Raw genomic sequence first — 16,750 nt, 5'->3', positions numbered from 1 at the left:
AATTTATATCTCACTAAAGGAGAATAGAAATGCCTGTTGTAGTGAAAAAAAGATTATTAGACTTATTACAAGATAATCAACAGAACTATTACGAATTATTTGTTTTTTTCCTTGATCCTGATATTTCTAGTTTTGAAAAAGAGAAGAAAGCAAGAGATTTTCTTAATGAAGAAATAGATAAAATAGATCAAAAGGAAATTGATTTTCCTGCAACTATAAATACAGTTAAAGAATGGTGTGAAAACGACAATAAACAAAATTGTGAGTTATTTCAGGCTTATCTAAACCGTAGACAAAGTGGGGGTGAGAGAGAATACTTCCAGAATGTCGGTCAGGCATTTGAATTTTTAATTAAGGTCTCTCCAACTAAAAAGGTAGATGGTGCATGGTTATATAGTTCAGTTCACTACTGGAACGATCCGGTTTTTCATGACCTTATTATTACCTATCTAGAAGAGCTTGGACTTGGTGAGCCTAAAGCAAATCACGTCTGTATCTATGAGGACTTGCTGCGTAGTCTAGGACTCGATAGCTTTGATCTGCTTTTAGAGGATGAATACTATCATAATGCCGTGATTCAGCTGGCGCTTGGTTATGCTCCACCTGAGTTTATTCCCGAAATTGTCGGCTTCAATTTAGGTTATGAGCAACTGCCACTGCATCTCCTCATTAGTAATTATGAGCTTGCAGAACTTGGTATTGATTCAAAATATTTTAATTTACACATTACTATCGACAATATTGATAATGGACATGCAGATAAAGCAATTAAAGTTATAGAAAATATTTACGATAAATACAGAGATAAAGAAGCTTTCTTTAATAAATTAAAACGTGGTTTTGCTCTTAATAACCATGGCGTTTCTTCTTCAAAAATTATTAAAAATTTAAATCTTGAAGATTTAGTCCTTAAAATTTTAAAAAGAAAAGCGCTCGTGGGTCAGCTAATACATAACGAAACCAGACAGTTTGGATGCAAAACCATTAACCAATGGTTATCAAATCCAGAAGACGTTAAAGGCTTAGTTACACATCTCATTAATCACAAGTGGATTAAATTGAATACCGACCCTGAACAGAGCGTATTCTGGCGAATGATTAATGAAGAAAATGGAAAAATGTTTGGGGTATTTAACCCTGTAGAACGACAAATTATTCATGACTGGATTGCAGGTAGTGATCATTCTTCTAACTACTTGGCCTACAGCAGAGAACTAAAGAATAGCCAGCGTATCCAAGATTATCTGTTTAGCTATATTTCTGATGGCGAACTTGATGCGCTCCAAGAGCGTATACGTCAGACACCTGATCTTGCCATAAAAATATGCAAGCTGACTCCGTTTTTGGCTCCAGATTCACACCATAAAAGCATTGGGCTTTGGAGCACACGTAAATATGTCGAGCTCCTTTTTCCATATTTAAGTTCCTTTAACAAAACTAACTCTTGAAGTTTTTAATTCACCCCACGTTTAACTTTAAAACATAGGTAATGAACATGACTGATAATGTTAAATCAACAAATAAAACAAGTGAAATGGCTGGTGCTGATGCTGCAAATAAAGCCAATACTACCCAAAAAACTGAACAATTAGACTCAGTCAGAGACGATGCAACCAATGAAGCATTAACCACAAATCAAGGGGTTAAAATTGCTGATAACCAGAATAGTTTAAGAGCAGGTATTCGCGGTTCGACACTATTAGAAGATTTTATTTTACGAGAAAAGATTACTCATTTTGACCATGAACGTATTCCTGAGCGTATTGTGCATGCACGTGGCGTGGGCGCTCATGGTTACTTTCAGGCTTATGAAGGAAATGAGCGTTTAACAAAAGCTGGTTTTTTGACTGACCCAACCATTCAAACTCCAATTTTTGTACGCTTCTCAACAGTGCAGGGACCACGTGGCTCTGCTGATACGGTCCGTGATATTCGTGGTTTTGCCATTAAATTTTATACCCAAGAGGGTAATTTTGATTTAGTCGGCAACAATGCGCCTGTGTTTTTTGTGCAAGATGGGATTAAGTTTCCAGACTTTGTTCATGCAGTAAAACCTGAACCAGATACAGAAATACCAACAGGAGCAACTGCACATGATACTTTCTGGGATTTTGTGTCTTTAGTACCTGAGTCAGCACACGCGGTGATTTGGGCTATGTCAGACCGTGCAATTCCACGTAATTTACGCTCAATCCAAGGGTTTGGGGTTCATACATTCCGTCTTATTAATGCCGAAGGAAAATCACATTTTGTGAAATTCCATTGGACCCCTAAACAAGGTTTAAGTGCGCTAGTATGGGATGAAGCTCAAAAGCTTGCAGGTAAAGACCCGGATTTCCACCGTCGTGATCTTTATGAAGCGATTGAGAATGGGGTTTATCCTGAATGGGAGCTCGGTGTACAAATTGTTGAAGAAGAAGACGAGATGAACTTTGACTTCGACTTATTGGACCCGACAAAAATTATTCCTGAAGAGTTGGTTCCAGTGACACCAATCGGCCGATTTGTTTTGAACAGAAATGTAGATAATTTCTTTGCAGAAACAGAGCAGGTGGCTTTCTGTCCAGGACATATTGTGCCGGGAATTGATTTTACAAATGACCCGCTTCTACAAGCACGTCTATTTTCATACACCGATACCCAGTTAAGCCGTTTAGGTGGACCAAACTTCCATCAAATTCCGATCAATAAACCTGTGTGTCCATTCCATAATAATCAACGTGATGGTATTCACCAGCATACGATTCATAAAGGGCAGGCTTCATATCAACCAAACTCAATTGATAATGATTGGCCAGCCGAAACCCCACCTGCTGCTTCAAACGGCGGTTTTGAAAGCTATCCTGAACAGATTAGCGGACATAAACTTCGTCAAAGAAGCGAGACTTTTTCTGATCATTTTTCTCAACCGCGCCTTTACTACAAGAGCCTTGCGCCTCATGAGCAAAAGCATGTGGTCGATGCCTATACTTTTGAGTTAAGTAAAGTGCAACGAAAACACATCCGTGAGCGTCAAGTTCAACAAATTTTAGCAAATATTGATCTCGATTTAGCACGACAAGTAGGCGCTAATTTAGGAATTGAAGTGCCTGATTTGACGCTAGATTATAAAAAAACTGCAGTTGAAAAATCGGCTAAATTATCTTTCTTGGCTTTCCCGCCCCAAGATATTCAAGGCCGAAAAGTTGCAGTACTCATCCATAATTTAGTGAAATCTGATTCATTAGAAGCGATGAAAAACTGGGCAATTAAAGAAGGGGTGACTCTTCATTTATTAGCGCCAAGCTTAGCTCCTGTAAAAGATCATCAAGACAGTATTATTACGGCTGATGGCATGCAGATGGCTGAACCGTCAATTGCATATGATGCAGTGATTATTCCTGATGGAGATAACTTAAATGCCGTGCTGCAAGATGGCGTAGCGCGCCATTATCTATTAGAGGCTTACAAGCATTTAAAACCAATTGCTTTTTTAGGTAATAAATCTGATTTACTTGAACCGCTAGGTTTAGTTCCCGATGAAGGCACTCTAGTTGGAGATGAATTCCAGCCGATTGCTGAAAATTTCAAAAACCTGATTATGGCTCATCGTGTTTGGTCACGAGAACAAATAGCTGCTCAGATACCGGCTTAACAAACAAAAAAGCCCTGAAAGTTTTAACTTTCAGGGCTTTTTTATATCTTACGGATTAACCATTTACGATTTGACCACCATTTACATGAATGACTTGACCTGTAATGTAACTTGCATCATCTGAGGCAAGGAAAAGATAAGCAGGTGCAACTTCACTTGGTTGTCCCATTCTTCCCATTGGGGTGTCTTTACCAAACTCCTTAACGGTTTCTGCATCGAAACTGCTTGGAATTAATGGTGTCCAGATGGGTCCCGGCGCAACACCATTTACTCGAATTCCTTTTTTCTGCTTCATTAAATTGTTCGATAAGCTACGCGTAAAAGTAGTAATCGCGCCTTTAGTACTTGCATAATCAATGAGCTCATCATGGCCTTGATAGCTGGTAATACTGGTGGTGTTAATAATACTGTCACCTTCTTCCATATAAGGAATGGCTTCTTTAGTAAGATAAAACATTGGGAAAATATTAGTTTTAAATGTCTTTTCTAATTGCTCATTACTAATACTTTCAATTTCTTTTTGTTGATATTGCACACCAGCGTTATTCACTAAAATATTAATTTTGCCGTAATGTTGTAGAACTTTATCAATATCGAGTTTTGCAACATCTGGGTCTGAAATATCACCTTTTAATAAAAGGCAATGTTGTCCTTCTCTTTCAACGAGTTGTTTAGTGATTTCGGCATCTTGATCTTCTTCGAGATAAAGTACCGCAATATCAGCGCCCTCACGAGCAAACAATACTGCGACAGAACGACCTATACCGCTATCGCCACCACTAATAACGGCAACTTTATCTTTTAGCTTATCGCTACCTTTATGGGTACTTTTTATTATCTCAGGTTCAGGGTGCATTTTTTCCTGATCGCCTGGTTGATGAGATTGAACTTGTGCGGGGGCAGATGTTGGATACTGGTTTGTTGAGTTTTCCATTTTTAAATACCTCGGTTGTAATATCTAATTTTCATATAGTGAGCTGTTACCGCGTAAATGTGAGTAAAATGAATTTTTTAATAAGTTGTCTTTGTTATTTTATTTGTAAGGTTGTAAAAAAATATTTTTATATTTGAGGGCTAAATAATATCGATTAACTTGATTTTGTTTTTATCAATCATGCTTTCAATAATAGATCTATTTCCTGTATCCTCTAACCAGTTTTCTATCGGTATATTATTAGATAAATCTAATATTTTTTTAATAATTTCTTTTGCTCCATCTATATTTTCTGAATTTTTATTATTTTTAATAGCTATATTATCTAGCAACAGTTTTATATCTTCATGTTCTATATTTTTTGATTTAATAATATATAAGTCTCTTTGGAAGGGATGACTTGAATGAGGTGGGTCTAATCTATAGCTCCATTCTTTGTCATAGTCCTGCCATGAGTTTTTGGACTTAATATGTCCTAGTAAAATTTCAGGGATAGAAATATGGATATATTGTAGAGCTGACTGTTGATTTTTTAATTGCATAGTTAAGTTACTCAAACCATCTTATTAAAAATAGTTTTAAATATTCATATTAATCTCTCAAGTAAATTAATTCTGAAAATGTAATGATATATGTTATTGTTTTTTAATTAAAATAATTGTTTGCTTGTTATTTTCTCAATAGATCTGATGTTGTGTTAGTTTACTGTTTTGTACATTTTGAAATTTTTTGTTATCAGTTAAAATATTTTAACTGTGTTTGTAAAAATATATTGTAGTGTGCCCTTAGGTAATAATGAGTATATCCAATATTTAAAGAGTAAAATTATTAATAATTAAAATTTTTAAAATATTTTAAAAATAATATGTTTATAAGAAATTTCATTTTTTGATTGATATACATTTAAAAGGATTGATACATCACTTGGGTGGGAAAATATTATAGATATTCTATTGTTATTAAATCCGTTAACCAAAAGCGGTAGTGACTATAATTAAATATAGGAAGATATAACTATGGCTAATACTAGATATGAAGATGATGATAACAATAGAACAGGTACTTCAAATCGTGGATTTGCAAGTATGGATCCTGAAAGAGTACGAGAAATAGCCAGCAAAGGTGGGCGAGCTGCTCACGCGAGTGGTAATGCACATGAGTTTACCTCTGAAGAAGCTCGTGAAGCTGGCCGAGCAGCCCATGCAAGTGGTAACGCTCATGAATTTACGTCTGAAGAAGCGCGTGAAGCGGGTGCATTAAGCCATAAAAATGATGGTCGTAATGGTCGTGGCCGCGGCCGTGACGATGACGACGATGATGACGATCGCGGTAGCCGCTCAGGTGGTCGCGGCCGAAGCCGTTATGATGACGACGATGATGACGATCGCGGTGGCCGTTCAGGTGGTCGAGGCCGAGGTCGCGACCGTGATGATGACGACGATGACGATCGCGGTGGTCGTTCAGGTGGTCGAGGACGAGGTCGTAGCCGTGATGACGACGATGATGATGACGATCGCGGTGGCCGTTCAGGTGGCCGAGGCCGAGGTCGTAGCCGTGATGACGATGATGATGATGACGATCGCGGCCGTTCAGGCGGACGAGGCCGAGGTCGCAGCCGTGATGACGATGATGATGACGATCGCGGCCGTTCAGGCGGACGAGGCCGAGGTCGCAGCCGTGATGATGATGATGACGATGATCGCGGAGGCCGCTCAGGCGGACGAGGTCGTGGTCGCAGCCGTGATGACGATGATGATGACGACCGCGGAGGCCGCTCAGGCGGACGAGGCCGTGGCCGCAGCCGTGATGACGATGATGATGACGATCGCGGAGGCCGTTCAGGCGGACGAGGCCGTGGCCGCAGCCGTGATGACGATGATGATGATTACGATCGCGGAGGCCGTTCAGGCGGACGAGGTCGTGGTCGCAGCCGTGATGACGATGATGATGACGATCGCGGAGGCCGCTCAGGCGGACGAGGCCGTGGCCGCAGCCGTGATGACGATGATGATGACGATCGCGGAGGCCGCTCAGGCGGACGAGGTCGTGGCCGCAGTCGTGATGACGATGATGATGACGATCGCGGAGGCCGTTCAGGCGGACGAGGTCGTGGCCGCAGTCGTGATGACGATGATGATGACGATCGTGGCCGCTCAGGTGGACGAGGTCGTGGTCGCAGCCGTGATGACGACGATGATTATGATGGCCGTGGTCAAAACTCTCGTAATCAAAAACGTGATGCCTACGGACGTTTTACGTCTTAAGCAGAATGTTTTAGAAACAAAGGAGGCTTTTGCCTCCTTTGTTTTTAGCTTACTTACTGTATTTACTGAGGGAGAGGTTGTAGGCCTTTTACAATATCAAGGTATTCAGAACCGTTTAACCAAAAAGATTTTTTCAAAAAAAGTGTCGTCATAATACTTTCGGCTGCTTCGCTATCTGGATTTTCACAAAATAATCCGTAGCTTTCACCTAAAACCGCATCATTTTCAATTAGGCGGATATAGTAAGCATGTTGCTCATTTGCATAACCTAAAACCGCATCACGTTGATTTTTCATTTCGCATGTCTCCATACCAAAAAACTGAATTTAACCAGAATGTTAAGTGTTCAGAATCTCATTTGATAAAAATCAAAAACAGTCAGCGATAACGACTATTCCGAAATAGGTTTTGATTTTCTTCAAATTGCCATTTTGGTTAAAACATCCCTGTTAAAAGCAAAATGGATTAAAATCTGATCATGAGATTTATTGTTATGCAAAAAAAATATTTCGTCAACTTGAAAATGTAACTTTTTCAAGTTACATTGTTTGTGTAGGATTTGAACAGTGGAATGGAGGCAATATGCCAAAGAAAAAAGAGTTCGAGCATGGCGGTGTACGAGAAAATGCCGGACGTAAAGCACAGTTCAATGAACCCACCAAAGTCATTCGTGTCCCCGAGTCTCAAGTTAACTTTATCAAAAATTGGTTACTGAATAATGTCAAAACCAATAACTTAACCGACTTTAACTCAAAACTTAATGTTCAGCAGGTCCACCCGAATAACGATAAAATTTACCATATTCCTTTGGCAACTGAACGTGTTGCGGCAGGTTTTCCTTCACCTGCGCAAGATGATATTGAGCAAGCGCTCGATTTAAATGAATATTTAATTAGAAATGAAAATGCCACGTTTATTGTTAAAGCCAACTCTTTATCCATGTTAGATGCTGGAATTGATATTAATGATCCGCTTATTGTGGACCGTAGCATTCCCGCTAAATCAGGTGATATTGTGATTGCACTCATCGACAATGATTTCACTGTGAAGCGCTTAATGATTGATAGTCAATTTCATCCACCTAAAGTTTGGCTGAAAGCAGAGAACCCTGATTATCAGAATATTTATATTGAAGAGGGGCAAGAACTGGTTATTTGGGGAGTCGTGACGTATAACCTCAAACGAATGAGATAATTTTTTCTTATATTTATTATTTAAGTTACTGACCTGAAATGGAGGCCAGTAACTTTTGTTGAATGACTTTTAAATTTGCCCAATCAATAAGCACGTTGCGATAATGACCATCAAACCACCTGAAAAACGACCAACTAACTGTGCTGCTTGTGGTCTGGTTTTTAAAATAGCCTCTGAACCATAACCCACTATTAAGTAAATTATTGCGCAGCTAATCATGTGGACAACACCGAAGGCAAGAATTTGTGTTGTCACTGACCATGAAGCATTAATATCAATAAACTGAGGAAGCAGAGCTAAAAAGAGTAAAAAAACTTTCGGATTTAATCCACTCACGTAAACGCCTTTGGTTGCCCAGCTCAACCATGACTGAGCTTTTTCAGAACCAGATTTGTTTGGAGTAGGAGGGGTAAGTAATAAGTTTATACCCATCCATAACAAATAAGCAGAACCCGCAACAGTAAGAATCATTAGAGCAGTTGGATTATTTGCTACAAGCAGACCAACACCAGCCGCTACCAATAAAATCGTAATAAAGTGTCCAAATAGCATACCTGCGACGGCGGGTACGACGACTTTGCCTTTAATCCCTGCCGAAATGGCATAGGCCCAGTCTGCCCCTGGCGTAATAATAAAAAGAATGGAGACACTCCAAAATGCAATAAAAATGTTAAAAGCCATATGCTTATCTCAGCAAACTATTTTCCAAAGGTTTCGCTCGTGGTTTAGAAAAAATCCCTATTTATGCGAGCTTGTTGAAAATAATATGCTCATGTATTTAGAATGTGCTTTTAAATGTTTGCTCATATCACGCTCATTTGGGGTAAATTTTTCTAAATGGATCGCACAGATAAAAAGATTCTTGCTGAATTGCAATTAAATGGCCGATTATCTATTACTGAATTGGCAGAAAAAGTCGGTTTGAGCATTTCACCTTGTCATAGACGAGTGAAGGCTTTAGAAGAGTCAGGAGCTATCAAAGGTTATCGGGCAGAACTCGACCCAAACTTAGTGGGATTTGAATTTTCAGCGATTGTTTTTATCACGCTTAAAGAGGGCGATAAACAGGCAGTCGAGAAGTTTGAAAATGCCGTGATAGACATCCCGCAAATTATTCAGGCACAGCGTTTGTTTGGTGAGCCAGATTATTTACTACATGTGGTGGCTAAAGATTTACCCGCTTTTCAGCGTTTGTACGATGAAAAATTATCTGCTATTCCAAGTGTGCAACGACTCATCTCAACCATTGTGATGAAAGATGTAGTACCTGAACGTTTATTCCCGATTGGCTAAGGATCATCAGATATAAAAAAAGAAGCTTTAAAGCTTCTTTTTTTAGTTTTAAGAATATTTAAGCATCGAGTGTTTTACACAAAGAACAGATCGTACCGTTATGTTTGTGAGAGAACATAATATCTGGACGCTCATAGCCTTGCTCACATACGCGGCAGTGATAGACGGTAGCAACAGGAGTGCCTTCAGCATCATAACGTGGTTCTTTAATACCATCATCGTGTGACTTGATGTAGTATTTTCCTTTGGTTAGTAAGCCCATGATGGGTGTTAATACAAAAGCAAGCACAAGTGCGATAAGCGGTGAGTAAGGTGCCAAGAAACTACCGAGTAAGCCGAAGAATGCTGCAATCGATAAGCCTGCTGATACAAGGAATGCAACCATACCGACAGGGTTTACGTTGTATAGCATGTCACGGCGGTATTCCGGCTCTTTAGGTGAAAGTTTTAAAACATATTTGTTGATTGAAATGTCTGTTGCAACAACTACAACCCATGCAATTGCAAAGTTTGAATAGAATCCTAAGATTTTACCCAGTACCGCAAACATATTGCCTTCCATCAAAGCAAGTGCAATTGCCAAGTTCACCATTACAAAGACAATACGGCCCGGATAATGTTTGCTTATACGTGTGTAGGCACTTGTCCATGCAAGGGAACCAGAGTAAGCATTGGTCACATTAATTTTAATTTGAGAAATAACCACCAAAATCACTGCAAGTGTTAAAGCAGCCCAACCCGGAAGCATGTCATGAAACGCCGCATTAAACTGTTGAACAGGTTCAGTACTGTTTACGCCCGGTATTTTAGTAAGTAAATAGAAACCTAAAAATGCCCCAATAATTTGTTTAATTGCCCCTAAAATCACCCAACCCGGACCCGCTGAAATAACCGCAGCCCACCATGCTTTGCTATTTTCTTTTGTTTTAGCAGGCATGAAACGTAAGTAATCAATTTGCTCACCAATTTGCATGATGAGTGATAAACATATACCAGCACCCAGCATGATTGCAGCCATGTCTACGGTTGCAAATCCTTCGTTACCTGTAAAAGTTGCAAATTGGCTAACTAAGGTAGGTTCTTGATAAATTAGATAGGCCACAGGACCAATCATCAGAACGAGCCAAAGTGGGGTAGTCCAGACTTGTAATTTACTTAAGGCTTTCATGCCGTAAATCACCAGCGGTATGACCATAACTGTTGAGATGAGGTAACCTGCCCAAAGCGGAATGCCTAAACCGAGTAGTAACCCTTGCGCCATGATTGAACCTTCAAGGGCAAAGAAAATAAACGTGAAACTGGCGAAAATGATACTGGTCAGGACTGAGCCGATATAACCAAAACCTGCGCCGCGGGTAATCAAGTCAAGGTCGATGTTATAGCGCGCTGCGTAGTAGGCTAAAGGAATGCCAGTTAAGAAGATAATAATCGCTGCAAATAAAATGGAGAAAATAGCATTGGTTGTTCCGTAAGACATACCAATACTGGCACCAATAGAAAAGTCAGCAAGATAGGCAATACCACCAAGTGCAGTAATAGCGACAACTTTGGGACTCCAGCGCCGAAAGCTGTGTGGAGCATAACGTAAAGTATAATCTTCTAAGGTTTCATTCACTGCTTTTTGTGAATCTGTACCTTGCACAGTGTCCAGATTTGGATGTTCAGATACACTCATAACATCAATCTCCCAATCCTTTTCGGTCAATCAACACAAATATTGATCATTGTTTTTGATGGTTTTGAGTGTGTGATTTTTGGGAAAAATTGAAAATACGTTATTTTGCGTATATGTGCGTATTAGAAAAAATCGCCACGATAAATGACTTTTGGCATAAGGATTGCTGGGTTTAATGCAGCCACATGCCAAACATGAGTGTTATGCCAGATTCTTCACGTCTCCAACAAGCGCCACAACGTGTGATCAAAACACGCCGTGAATATAATATTTGGGTGGCAGATGAAAGTATCGAAGATTATGCACTCCGCTATGCACCTACCTCAGTACGTAAATGGTCACCTTGGACTGTTACCAATACCGCAATCTCGACCGTTAGCTTTTTGGCTATGGAAGCCATTGGGGCGACCATGCTTTGGCAGTATGGCTTTAGCAATGCATTATGGGCAGCAATTGTCGTATGTACCATTATATTTTTAACCAGTTGGCCGATTAGTTACTACGCCGCAAAATATAATGTAGACGTCGATCTGCTTACTCGTGGTGCAGGTTTTGGCTACATTGGCTCGACCATTACATCTCTGATTTATGCCAGCTTTACCTTTATTTTGCTTGCGTTTGAAGCCGCAATTATGGCAATGGCACTTGAGCTTGCATTAGGCATTCCGCAAGTTATCGGTTACTTAATTTCTGCCTTAGTGATTTTGCCTTTAGTAGTCAAAGGCATTGGTTTTATTAATAAAGTTCAGGCAATCACTCAGCCAATCTGGCTTTTATTGCTGTTATTACCGTGGTTTTTTGTACTTTGGAAACAACCACAAATTTTAAGTAATAGTCTGCATTTTGTTGGTGCGGTCTCAAACTCAACCGACTTTAACCTGTATTACTTTGGTGCAGCGTGCACTCTTATTTTTTCATTTGTGATCCAAATTGGGGAGCAGGCCGACTATTTACGCTTCTTACCGCAAAAAGAAAAGAACAGAACCGCATGGCGTTTTGCCGTTTTTTTAGGTGGTCCATCTTGGATTATTTTTGGATTTCTAAAAGTCTTGATGGGCATGCTGCTGATGGTGTTGGCTTTTCAGCTGTTTATTCCTGTCTCTGAACTAGACAATCCGACATATTTGTATTGGGTCGCCTATCAACAGTTTATTCCAAACCCTCAGCTTGCTTTAATATTGACTCTAGCACTGGTTTGCTTGGCGCAAATTAAAATTAATATGACCAATGCCTACGCTGGCTCATTGGCATGGTCCAACTTTTTTGCACGCTTAACTCATAGCCATCCGGGGCGAATTGTCTGGCTTCTTTTTAACGTGTTTATTGCCATTGTTTTGATGGAAATGGGAATTAGCCATGCGGTTGAACGCATTTTGGGGCTATATAGCAATATCGCTTTGGCATGGATTGGTGCCGTTGTTGCCGATTTAATTATCTGTAAGCCTTTAGGTCTAAGCCCAAAGGGAATTGAATTTCGCCGTGCTTATTTATACGACATCAACCCCGTAGGTGTAGGCGCGTTACTCATCGCTTCAGTGTTATCGATGCTGAGCTATTTGGGCTTTTTCGGTCTCATGGCAAAAGGATTGGCGAGTTTTATTGCTTTGGGGAGTGCGGTGTTATGTGTTCCTATTATTGCTTACTTAACCAAAGGCAAATATTACATTGCACGCCAGCCTGAAAAAATTCAGGCGACTTCGGTTGCTAACTGCGTGGTATGTGAACGGGACTATGAGCTTGCCGATATGGCGGGTTGCCCAGCCTATAATGGTACGATTTGCTCTCTATGCTGTTCACTTGAAGCACGCTGTCACGATTTATGTAAACCCGATGCACGTTGGTCAGTACAGCTCAAAAAAGCCATCTGGCACTATTTACCAGAACGTTGGGCTAGCCGTTTAAATAGCAGGGTCAGTTTGTATTTATTGCTGACTTTAGGGCTGTCGATCGTTTTGGCAGTGAGTTTAAGTCTGGTTTATATCCAAGAAAAAACCTATTTAGAAACCATTAATGCCGCAGCCGTTCCTCAGTTATTTACACTGTTTGTCAAAATTTACACCATTTTATTTTTATTGATGAGTGTTGCTGCATGGTGGTTAGTGTTAAACGATGAAAGCCGCCGTAATGCTGAAATCGAAACGCATCAGCAAACAGCATTATTGATTGATGAAATTGCTGCCCATGAAGTCACTTCAAAAGAACTGCAAGATGCCAGAATTTCAGCAGAGCGAGCAAATGATGCAAAAAGTCGTTATGTCATTGGTATTAGCCACGAACTAAGAACACCTCTAAATAGTATTTTGGGCTATAGCCAATTGCTTCAAAAACAAGAACAGCTTTCAGAACAAGGCAAAATGGCGCTCGGGGTGATTAGCCGTAGTGGACAGCATTTGACTTCACTGATTGATGGTTTACTAGATTTAGCACGAATTGAAACAGGTAAAATTTCTTTAAATGTGGTGGATGTTCATTTCCCAAATTTTATAGAACAGATTATTCAAATGTTTCAGCCACAGTTTGAACAGAAGAATTTACAGTTTGTTTATGAAATTGGAGATAACCTACCGCACTATGTCCGTACCGACAAAAAACGCTTAGAGCAAGTGCTCATCAATTTGTTGGGCAATGCTTTAAAGTTTACGACAAGCGGCACAATTACTTTAAAAGTCGAGTACCGTTTTCAAACGGCTTACTTTGAAATTAGAGATACGGGTTGTGGTATTGCCGAGGCAGATTTAGAGCGAATCTTTAATCCGTTTGAACGGGGTAGCAATGTAGTGCAAGGCGGATTTACCGGAACAGGACTCGGATTACCCATTGTAAAATTGTTGGTCGATTTACTCGGCGGACAGCTATCTGTGACTAGTCAGCTCAATCAGGGTTCACAATTTAAGATTAAGTTTTACTTACCTTCAAAAGAAGTAGTTCATCCAATTTCTAATATTTATTCCAACCAGATTACAGGCTATCAAGGTGAGCGTAAACGAATTTTGGTTGTCGATAATGAAGCGGTGGATCGAGGCCTAGTCGCTAATTTTCTCAAACCTTTAGGATTTATGATTGAAGAAGCCGAGTCGGGCATTGACTGTTTAAGACGTGTACCTATTTTTCAGCCTAATCTGATTTTGATGGATTTAAATATGCCTTTAATGGGTGGATGGGAAACAGCACGACTATTGCGTCAGAATAATATTACCAATGTACCGATCTTAATTATTTCAGCAAATGCAGGCGAACGAGAAGTCAATCCACAAGATGCCGTCTTAAGTGAAGACTTTATGTTAAAACCAATCGATCTTAATTTGTTGCTGAGTAAAATTGGAGATAAGTTGGGCTTGGTATGGATTGATTCCAAATCAGATGCAAACCTTCAAAATAATGAAGTTCAAGCGCTTGATTTAAACGTGTTTAAGCAGGAGCAAGCTGCTGTTCATACATCAATCCAACAACCAGAAGATAATAATTTGCTCGATTTACCGCAAAGCTTGCAGCAATTAAATGATTTAATTGGACAGGGTTATATTCGAGGAATTCAACAGACTTTAATGCAATGCCGTCAAAATTTTCCGGAGCATAACGAGTTATGGGAACAGCTTGAACAGGCGATTCAAAAGTTTGATTTAAAACACGCGCAACGATTAATTCAGGATAAGCAATGAGTACGCAACATGTTTCTTTTCAGCAAGCTTCGCCAAACGAGCAGGCTGTTATTCTGATTGTGGATGATGTGCCGGAAAATTTAGGCTTGTTACATGAAAGTCTGGATCAGGCTGGTTATCGCGTGCTTGTCACAACCGATGGGTTAAGTGCAATAGAAATTGCACACCGATGCTTACCAGATATGATTTTACTCGATGGCAATATGCCACATATAGACGGTTTTGAAAGTTGTATACAGCTTAAAGCGAGTCCAATTACACAGTTTATTCCCGTTATTTTTATGACAGGCTTGTCTGAGACAGAGCATATAGTGCGTGGTTTTCAGGTCGGCGGAGTGGACTATGTAACCAAACCTTTGAATATTGAAGAAGTATTAGCAAGGGTAAAAACACATTTGGCCCATGCCAAACTATTGCAGCAACAAAAACAGGTGATTGATGCAACGGAAACAGCCATTCTTGCGCTAGATGTTCACGGTAAAATTGTTTGGAAAACTCAAAAAGCCAGTGATTTACTGAATCAATATTTACCCGAATTAGACGGTTTTGAGGCAGGTTTAAAAGCTTGGTTTTCAGACTTAGAGCATGAAAAAGACCCCAAAAAATTAACCAGTTGTTCTTATTCAACGCCATCTCAGCAATTACAGCTTTTATTGCTTACGCCGTGGGAAACTGAACCAAGTGTGGCAAAAAATTATTTGATACAGATTAAGACTTCTACACCAGCTTTAGAAATGGCTGATATTTTGAAATATTGCCCACAGTTGACTCAACGTGAGGCAGAAGTCATGCATTGGTTGTTGTTAGGAAAAACCAATAAGGATATTGCAGAAATTTTGGAGCTTAGTCCACGGACCGTAAACAAACATTTAGAGCATATTTTTGAAAAACTTTGCGTTGAAAACCGAACTGCTGCTGTGGCGCACATTAATAGTCTGGTGCAAGAGTTTCATTGAGTTCATTTAAAAATAGAGGCCCGTGTTGAGCCTCTATCATTTTTCTTACTTCAAGTTCTGTTTAAAGAAACTGGTTAATTTATTAAATGGAATGAGATCGACCCGATCATATAAATCGACATGTCCAGCACCTTTAACGTAGTAAAGTTCTTTAGGTTGGCCTGCGAGTTTATAAGCTTCTTCACTAAACTCCTTTGAATGAGCCTGATCACCTGTAATAAACAACATCGGACGTGGTGAAATCGTTTCAATGTCGTTAAATGGATAGAAGTTTAAAAATTTGACATTACTTGTGAGCGTTGGGTGAGTTGTAAGCTCTCTCGATGAGCCTTTAGGCGTATATTCTCCGCGTGGAGTACGATAAAAGTCGTAAAATTCGCGTTGAATAGGGTGTGTATCTGCTGTTAGCTCATGCGTAGTTCCGCTGGTATATTTGGTTTCACCACCTTTAAACTCAACATAACGCTGTGCAGCGGCTTCTGCAATAATTTGCTTTCTTTGCTCTAAGGTTTGTGAGTGACGTAAGCCATTGCGGTTTGCTGCGCCCATATCATACATGCTGACAGTTGCTATCGCTTTCATACGCGGGTCAATTTTTGCTGCACTAATGACAAAACTCCCACTTCCACAAATACCTAATACACCAATATTATTAGGGTCAATGAAAGATTGTGTTCCCAAATAATCTACAGCGGCACTAAACGCTTCTGCATAAATGTCTGGTGCAACCACATTTCTTGGTTGGCCCGCGCTTTCGCCCCAAAATGATTGATCAATTGCTAAGGTCACAAAACCTTGTTCAGCCAGTTTTTGTGCGTAAAGCATAGAGCTCTGTTCTTTCACAGCACCCATAGGGTGACCTACAATAATCGCAGGACTTTTACTATTTTTATTGAAGTTTTTAGGAATCACTAGGTTCCCAACCACGTTCATGTTGTATTGATTTTTAAAAGTAACTTTTTGAATAGTCACTTGCTGACTTTGATAAAAGTTATTCGCACCATTAGACATATCGGCCGCCATAGCTGAAGTTGAAGAAAATAGACCAATAGTTGCTGCACAAATTGCAGCCGCCGTATGGGTTTTAAGCTTTTTAAATAAGGGAGATGTACTCATAAATACCTCAATTTAAACAATGTGA

General features: G+C 39.8%; 13 protein-coding genes. 7 read left to right on the top strand and 6 right to left on the bottom strand.

The window, feature by feature from the left end; translation table 11 throughout:
* Positions 1-29: 29 nt before the first annotated feature.
* Positions 30-1,448 (top strand): iron-containing redox enzyme family protein, encoded by a 1,419-nt coding sequence (locus MKL51_RS09760; RefSeq protein WP_002114437.1) that lies wholly within the window; start codon positions 30-32, stop codon positions 1,446-1,448.
* A gap of 41 nt (positions 1,449-1,489) precedes the next feature.
* A complete protein-coding gene (katE, locus tag MKL51_RS09755) occupies positions 1,490-3,634 on the top strand; it encodes a catalase HPII (protein ID WP_080612909.1) in 2,145 nt (714 codons plus the stop codon).
* Positions 3,635-3,689: 55 nt separating this feature from the next.
* Here the strand turns inward: katE and MKL51_RS09750 are convergent, their stop codons facing one another.
* Together MKL51_RS09750 and MKL51_RS09745 are read right to left on the bottom strand one after the other, a co-directional pair.
* The gene (locus MKL51_RS09750) at positions 3,690-4,568 is read right to left on the bottom strand and encodes an SDR family oxidoreductase (protein WP_002114565.1); all 879 of its coding nucleotides are present in this window, start codon (positions 4,566-4,568) and stop codon (positions 3,690-3,692) included.
* A gap of 140 nt (positions 4,569-4,708) precedes the next feature.
* Positions 4,709-5,110, bottom strand: a complete 402-nt coding sequence (locus tag MKL51_RS09745; RefSeq protein ID WP_017481567.1) for a DUF6367 family protein — start codon at positions 5,108-5,110, stop codon at positions 4,709-4,711.
* 474 nt (positions 5,111-5,584) lie between these two features.
* Between MKL51_RS09745 and MKL51_RS09740 the strand changes: the two genes are divergently transcribed.
* Complete coding sequence (locus MKL51_RS09740) at positions 5,585-6,832, top strand: KGG domain-containing protein (RefSeq protein WP_017481568.1); 1,248 nt, start codon at positions 5,585-5,587, stop codon at positions 6,830-6,832.
* 62 nt (positions 6,833-6,894) lie between these two features.
* Here MKL51_RS09740 and MKL51_RS09735 read toward each other — a convergent pair whose 3' ends face one another.
* Positions 6,895-7,128, bottom strand: a complete 234-nt coding sequence (locus tag MKL51_RS09735) for a hypothetical protein (protein WP_002114518.1) — start codon at positions 7,126-7,128, stop codon at positions 6,895-6,897.
* A gap of 286 nt (positions 7,129-7,414) precedes the next feature.
* On the opposite strand from MKL51_RS09735, the gene MKL51_RS09730 reads away from it, so the two are divergent.
* Positions 7,415-8,026 (top strand): LexA family protein, encoded by a 612-nt coding sequence (locus MKL51_RS09730; protein ID WP_002114396.1) that lies wholly within the window; start codon positions 7,415-7,417, stop codon positions 8,024-8,026.
* 69 nt (positions 8,027-8,095) lie between these two features.
* Here MKL51_RS09730 and MKL51_RS09725 read toward each other — a convergent pair whose 3' ends face one another.
* Positions 8,096-8,707, bottom strand: coding sequence for a LysE family translocator (locus MKL51_RS09725; RefSeq protein WP_002114153.1), 612 nt, complete (start codon positions 8,705-8,707; stop codon positions 8,096-8,098).
* Positions 8,708-8,863: 156 nt separating this feature from the next.
* Here MKL51_RS09725 and MKL51_RS09720 point away from each other — a divergent pair, with 156 nt between their 5' ends.
* Positions 8,864-9,319: an Lrp/AsnC family transcriptional regulator gene (locus MKL51_RS09720; RefSeq protein WP_000376211.1), complete on the top strand. Its 456-nt coding sequence runs from the start codon at positions 8,864-8,866 to the stop codon at positions 9,317-9,319.
* Positions 9,320-9,377: 58 nt separating this feature from the next.
* On the opposite strand, the gene MKL51_RS09715 is transcribed toward MKL51_RS09720, so the two are convergent.
* Positions 9,378-10,994, bottom strand: a complete 1,617-nt coding sequence (locus MKL51_RS09715; protein ID WP_057086226.1) for a purine-cytosine permease family protein — start codon at positions 10,992-10,994, stop codon at positions 9,378-9,380.
* A gap of 194 nt (positions 10,995-11,188) precedes the next feature.
* On the opposite strand from MKL51_RS09715, the gene MKL51_RS09710 reads away from it, so the two are divergent.
* Together MKL51_RS09710 and MKL51_RS09705 are read left to right on the top strand one after the other, a co-directional pair.
* Positions 11,189-14,653 (top strand): hybrid sensor histidine kinase/response regulator, encoded by a 3,465-nt coding sequence (locus tag MKL51_RS09710; RefSeq protein ID WP_017481570.1) that lies wholly within the window; start codon positions 11,189-11,191, stop codon positions 14,651-14,653.
* Positions 14,650-15,609, top strand: a complete 960-nt coding sequence (locus MKL51_RS09705) for a response regulator transcription factor (protein ID WP_017481571.1) — start codon at positions 14,650-14,652, stop codon at positions 15,607-15,609. The genes MKL51_RS09710 and MKL51_RS09705 overlap by 4 nt, the downstream gene beginning before the upstream one ends.
* A 45-nt stretch (positions 15,610-15,654) precedes the next feature.
* Here MKL51_RS09705 and MKL51_RS09700 read toward each other — a convergent pair whose 3' ends face one another.
* Positions 15,655-16,725 carry an alpha/beta hydrolase gene (locus MKL51_RS09700; RefSeq protein ID WP_017481572.1) on the bottom strand — a complete coding sequence of 357 codons (1,071 nt, stop codon included), beginning with the start codon at positions 16,723-16,725 and terminating at the stop codon, positions 15,655-15,657.
* Positions 16,726-16,750 lie beyond the last annotated feature (25 nt).

Origin of the sequence: Acinetobacter sp. AOR18_HL (genome assembly GCF_027855145.1) — a bacterium.
GTDB lineage: Bacteria > Pseudomonadota > Gammaproteobacteria > Pseudomonadales > Moraxellaceae > Acinetobacter > Acinetobacter pittii.
Note: the sequence above shows the minus strand (reverse complement) of the source record. Positions and strands in the feature narration are given on the sequence as shown.